The organism is Frankia sp. CeRuru1 (genome assembly GCF_977966315.1).
Genome location: NZ_CDWWEW010000320.1, coordinates 1 through 5,180 on the forward strand (window position 1 = coordinate 1; position 5,180 = coordinate 5,180).

The following is a 5,180-nucleotide window of genomic DNA, read 5'->3' on the forward strand; positions in this document are numbered from 1 at the left end:
CAACGGCGAAGGCGAACACGTCCACCTGCTCGTCAACTACCCGCCGAAGGTCGCACTGTCCCGGCTGGTCAACAGCCTCAAGGGAGTGTCGTCCCGGCGGATGCGCCAGGAGTTCCCTGAACTGGCCCGCCACTACTGGCGCGCGAACCGGCTGTGGTCCGGCTCCTACTTCGCCGGATCGGTCGACGGGGCGCCGCTGACCGCCGTCCGCCAGTACATCGAGCAGCAGACCCGTCCCGTCTAGGACACGCTCGGACCTGGCGGCCCTCCCGCGCAGGCCTTCACCCCCAGCCTGAAGGCCGGAGCACCGGCCCGCGTCAGGGTAGCGGTCCCCGACGCTCTCGGCGGCGCTCGCCACGCTCGGCCCGGTGGCGCGCGATCTGGCCGATCTGGTGGGCGTCCACCTGCCCGCCGACTGTAACTCTAAGTAATCAACTGCGCCGCTCGGCGCCCATCAAGACGGGAAGCGCGACGGGCGAGGGCGACGGGCGCCGGGCCAGATGAGACGGTCAGGGGCACGCGAGCCTGGCGGCCCGCCCATCGCTCCACGGGTTCTCTCCCGGATGGGCACGGCGACCGGGAGGAACGCGGGCTTCGGCCGAGAGCCGGCCGGAGCGAGGAAGGAGGACCTGGTGGGACAGATCGAGGTCGTCGTCAGGCAGGCCGTGCCGGGCACCCCCGAGCAGGTTGTCGCGAAGCTCGCGGACTACCAGGGCGCCCGCGCCCGAGCCTGGCCGGAGAACGTCTCCGAGTACCGGGTGTTGGCGGGGGGCCACGGTGCCGGGACCCGCATCGCCTATCGGCTCCAGGCAACCCGCAAGCGGGTGCGTCAGATCGACGCGACCGTCTCCGCCCCCGATGCGAGCACTCTCGTCGAGGCGGACCAGAACTCCTCGCTGCGCACCCGCTGGCACGTCGTCCCCGGCGCCGGGCCGGACCAGAGCCTGGTCACGGCGACGACGACCTGGGACAGCGCGGGCGGTGTCGGTGGTTTCTTCGAGCGCACGTTCGCCCCCATCGGCGTCCGCAAGCTGCACACCGCGGTCCTGGACAAGGTCGCCGGACATTCCGGGGGCTAGAATTCGGCCGCCGAGCGGTGCAGGGTCGGCTTCGGCCGTGGCGGCGAATCAGGCACGGGACGGTCGCCGAGCACCGTCTGAGTGAGCAGTAGCTCCGCCTGTTCGTGCTCGCCGAGGTGGGTCAGGTCGTGGGCAAGGTCCTGAGCCGAGGCCAAAGTATGCGGGTGATCCTCGCCCAGGACCCGCCGACGGCGCAGAAGAATGTCCTCGTTGAGGCGCCGGGCGTCCTCGTGTCGGCCCAGGCTGCTCAAGACGTGGGCCAGGTTGCTGGCCGTACTCAGGGTCAACGGATGATCCTCGCCCAGCACCTTGCGCCGGCGGCCGAGGGTGTCCTCCTCCAGCAGGCGGGCGTCCTCGTGCTGACCGGCCGCGCTCAGGACATATGCCTGGTTCGCGGCTGTCGCGAGCGTGAGTGGATGGTCGTTTCCCAGCGATCGCTCGCAACGATCCAACGTTTCGACCGAGAGCCAGAAGGCACGCTCGTACTCGCCGAGTGCGGCAAGGTCCGCGACGAGGTTGTTGGCGGACCCGAGCGTCTGCGGATGTGACTCGCCGAGGATCCGCTTACGCCGTTCCCAGGTATCCTCGTCGAGCTCCCGAGCCTCGGAATGCTGACCGGCTCCGCTGAGGTCGACGGCGAGGTTGTTCGCCGAGACGAGGGTGTCCGGGTGGTCGTCGCCCAGTGTGCGCCGGCAAAGCTCCAGAGCCTCCTCATCGAAAACCCTGGCGGCCGGGAATTCGCCGATGGAACGCTCCACTTTGGCCAGCTGGTTGCGCACCCAGGCCTGATGATAATCATCCGGGTCGAGCAGCACACGCCAACGCAGATAGGCCTGCTGCGCGATCCGGTGAGCGCTCTTGTAGTTCCCGTGTGCGGCGAGATACCAGACGGCGTTCATGACGAGGGCCCGGCTACCCGGACTGTCGACGGCGATATGATCGGCCGACAGCAGATGCGGCAGCACGTCGGCGTAGTACGACCAGTTGGCCGGGTCATCCGGATTGCCGGGGTCGGTCGCGGCGAGTAGCTCCCAGGCTCGCTCCCGGAGCACCGGTCGTTCGATCGGCTCGACCTGGTCCCGCAGAACCGCCTGCACAAGGCGGTGCAACTGGATCGCCCGGCCGGATACCCGGGCAATACCATAGCGGCGCAGATGCGCGACGGTCCGATGAAAAACGATCGGGTCGGCATCGCCGGCCCGATCGTCGCCGGGCTGCTCGCTCGTGGCCGTGACCGCCTTGGAGATGAAGGTCAGCGGCAGCGGATCGGGGCCCAGAAACGCGGCGAGCCGGAGCAGGTGAACGGCGGCCGGGTTCTCCCGTTCCAACCGTTCGATGGCTACTCTCCAGCTCGCCGCGAAGGATTGCGGATAGTGCAGTGCCCGCCCCTCACTCAATATCAACTGAGTATGCGTGGTCAGCAGTCCGAGATACTCCTCGATACTCATTCCGGTCTCCGCCAGCCAGGAACCGGCCTGCGCGAGTACGAGTGGGAGATCACCCAGCGTCTCGCTGAGGAGGTCAGCGTCCGCCACGCTCAGCGAAGCGTCCCGGGCGCGCAACAGTTTGATGGACTCCGCCCGCTCGAACAGGCCGACCTCGATTCGGCCGGCCGAATCCTGGAAAGCTGGATTGCGGGAGGTAATGATGACGTGGCCACGCCCGTCGGCGCGATAGGAAGCCGGCTCCATCGGGCCGGGCAGGTTGTCAAGAATGAGCAGCCAACGGCGCCCCGCGCTCAGCCGATTCACCAGGGCGAGGGCCCCTTCGCCCGGCGCCGGCTCTGCCTGGCTGCCGAGCTGAAGGGCCAGATCGCCAAGCTGCTTCTGGAGAAAGGTCGGCTGTTCGGCGGAGACCCACCACACGATGTCATAGGCCCCGGCGTGCCGGTGCGCGTACTCGATGGCAAGCTGGGATTTTCCCACCCCGCCCAGGCCGTGCAGCGCCTGGATCATCGCCGTGCCGCCCGAGAGCAACCGCTCACGCAGTTCGACGAGCACGTGGTCCCGGCCGATGAAGTCCGGGTTCGCCGGTGGGATGTTCCAGATCGGCGGCAACGCGCCGGGCAGGCGCGGTCCGGTGGAGACATCCTCGGCCTCGGCACCCCCCGGCGGGGCGATCGGACCAGGAAAATCGGGCGCCGCCGTGGGGCGCTGCGGACCGCGCACGGCCTCGAACAGCCGTTGCCGGGCCGTGGCCTCGTCGACGCCCGACAGATCGGCCTGGATTCTGGCCCGCAGCAGGGGTGGGGAACGCATCGGCTCGATACGCACCGGAATCAGCCGGTCGCGTTTCCCGTCGTCTTGGACGAGCGCGTCGGCCCACTGTTCGATGGCGTAATCCCCGGATTCGAGATAAGCCTGGGACAAGACCGCGACGACATGATCGGCCTGGCCGAGCGCACTGCTCATCGCCGCGACGAAGTTGCGCCCCGCGGCCCAGTCCCACACGTCGAGTTCGACAGCGAACGGATTCGTCTCGATGTGTTCGAGCTGCCAGGCAATCCATTCCGCCCAGGCTCGATCGCGCCGAGCGTAACTAATGAAGATTTTGGCGCGCCGACCAGGTCCCTCGCGCATCCGTCCGCTCTCCCCCTGCCCGAACAGCCGCAACGACCACAGTGGTTGATCGAGATCCGATTAGAATAATCGATGCCAGGGGAAGCGGAGCACGACTGGGGTTAGATTGATCTTCATCGGGGACTGGCTGGGTACGGCTTTGCCAGCTTATGAGATCGGTACGGTCCTCGGCCAAGGCGGTTCCGGCCTGGTCATCGCGGCTCGGCATCGGCGACTTGACCGGGAGGTGGCAATCAAGGTCATCCAAGGTGACCGATCCAGCACTGAAAGTTTCGACAGCGAGGCGCGCATGCTCGCCGCCCTCGACCACCCGCACGTCGTGCAGGTCTACGACTACGTCGAGGCCGACAACGGCGTGGCCATCGTCATGGAGCTGCTCGCGGGCGGCACACTGGGCCAGATCCTCCGGCACAGGATGCTGCGGATCGAGACGGCATGCGCCCTGGGCCTGGCGCTCGCCGGCGCACTCGATGCCGCGCACAGCGCGGGAATCCTGCATCGGGACGTCAAGCCGGAGAATGTGCTGTTCGCCGAGAGCGGGATGCCGAAGATGACGGACTTCGGCATCGCCAGGATGACCGAGGACGGCACCGCCAGGACCGACAACTTCGCTGGCACGCCGCGTTACATGGCCCCGGAGCAATGGCGGGGAAAGCCACTCGGCCCGACCATGGACCTGTACTCGCTCGGACTGGTCATGTTCGAGCTCCTGGCCGGTCGCCCGGCCTTCGACACACGCGGAATCGGAGTCGCGGAACTGGGCCGCCTGCACCTCGAAGCCACACCGGCCCTGCCGTCTAGTGTGCCACCGCGGATCCGCGAGGCGGTCGCGCGCACCCTCGCGAAGGATCCGTCCGAACGGCCGCGGTCCGCCGAGATCTTCGCGGTGGAACTCGCCCGGGCAGCGGCGGCGGAACTGACCCGGAACTGGTTGACCCTGGCCGCGATCCCGATCTTCCTCAGTGACCACATCAGGGAGTCGGCCGCGCCAGCGCCAGGTTCCCATGCGTCCCCGTCGGCCCCGCGAAATCCGCTGTCCGCGATCCTGCGCCGGGGGAACAAAGCGAGCCCTCGGCTAGCGGATGATCTGGCGCCGACCATCCCCGCGTTCACCAGGTCCGCCTTCGCGGCCGCGGGAACGGACGCCGCCGCGGGAACGGACACCCTCGGGCCGGACGCGGTCACCGTGCGAGGAGACGCGGACAGCGTGGTCACGGAACCACCTCCGCTACCGCCGGGGCGGCTGCCTGGCCTCGAGGCCAGGCCGGCCGGGTCGTCCAGGCTACCCGCGTGGGACTCGGTCGCCGTCAGGATCGCTGCTGCCGAGCTCGATGACCTGTTCCTCGACGATCTCTCCACCATGCTTCCCGCGTCGGCCCCGCCGCCACCGAACCTGCCCGGCCCGCCAAGCCTGCCCGCCGGCCCACCGAGCCTGCCCGGCCCACCGGACACGGCCGGCGAGCCGGACCCGATCGGGTCGGCCGGGTCGGCGGACCGCCCCGCCCCGGTCCCGCGCCCGCCC

Annotated in this window: 4 protein-coding genes; 3 read left to right on the forward strand and 1 reads right to left on the reverse strand. The window is 68.8% G+C overall.

Annotation, left to right across the window (positions count from 1 at the left end):
* A partial coding sequence (gene tnpA / locus AC08OP_RS19160; RefSeq protein WP_476615448.1) for an IS200/IS605 family transposase occupies positions 1 to 244 on the forward strand: 244 nt, incomplete at its 5' end.
* 388 nt (positions 245 to 632) lie between these two features.
* Positions 633 to 1,079 carry an SRPBCC family protein gene (locus AC08OP_RS19165; RefSeq protein WP_476615449.1) on the forward strand — a complete coding sequence of 149 codons (447 nt, stop codon included), beginning with the start codon at positions 633 to 635 and terminating at the stop codon, positions 1,077 to 1,079.
* On the opposite strand, the gene fxsT is transcribed toward AC08OP_RS19165, so the two are convergent.
* Positions 1,076 to 3,658 carry an FxSxx-COOH system tetratricopeptide repeat protein gene (gene fxsT / locus AC08OP_RS19170; RefSeq protein WP_476615450.1) on the reverse strand — a complete coding sequence of 861 codons (2,583 nt, stop codon included), beginning with the start codon at positions 3,656 to 3,658 and terminating at the stop codon, positions 1,076 to 1,078. The genes AC08OP_RS19165 and fxsT overlap by 4 nt on opposite strands.
* Before the next feature lie 139 nt (positions 3,659 to 3,797).
* Between fxsT and AC08OP_RS19175 the strand changes: the two genes are divergently transcribed.
* Positions 3,798 to 5,180, forward strand: a 1,383-nt coding sequence (locus AC08OP_RS19175; protein WP_476615451.1) for a serine/threonine-protein kinase, incomplete at its 3' end; no start/stop codon positions are given.

Bases quoted from the DNA above. Each gene is read 5' to 3' on its own strand.
- fxsT (WP_476615450.1), bottom strand. From the start codon at position 3,658: ATGCGCGAGGGACCTGGTCGGCGCGCCAAAATCTTCATTAGTTACGCT.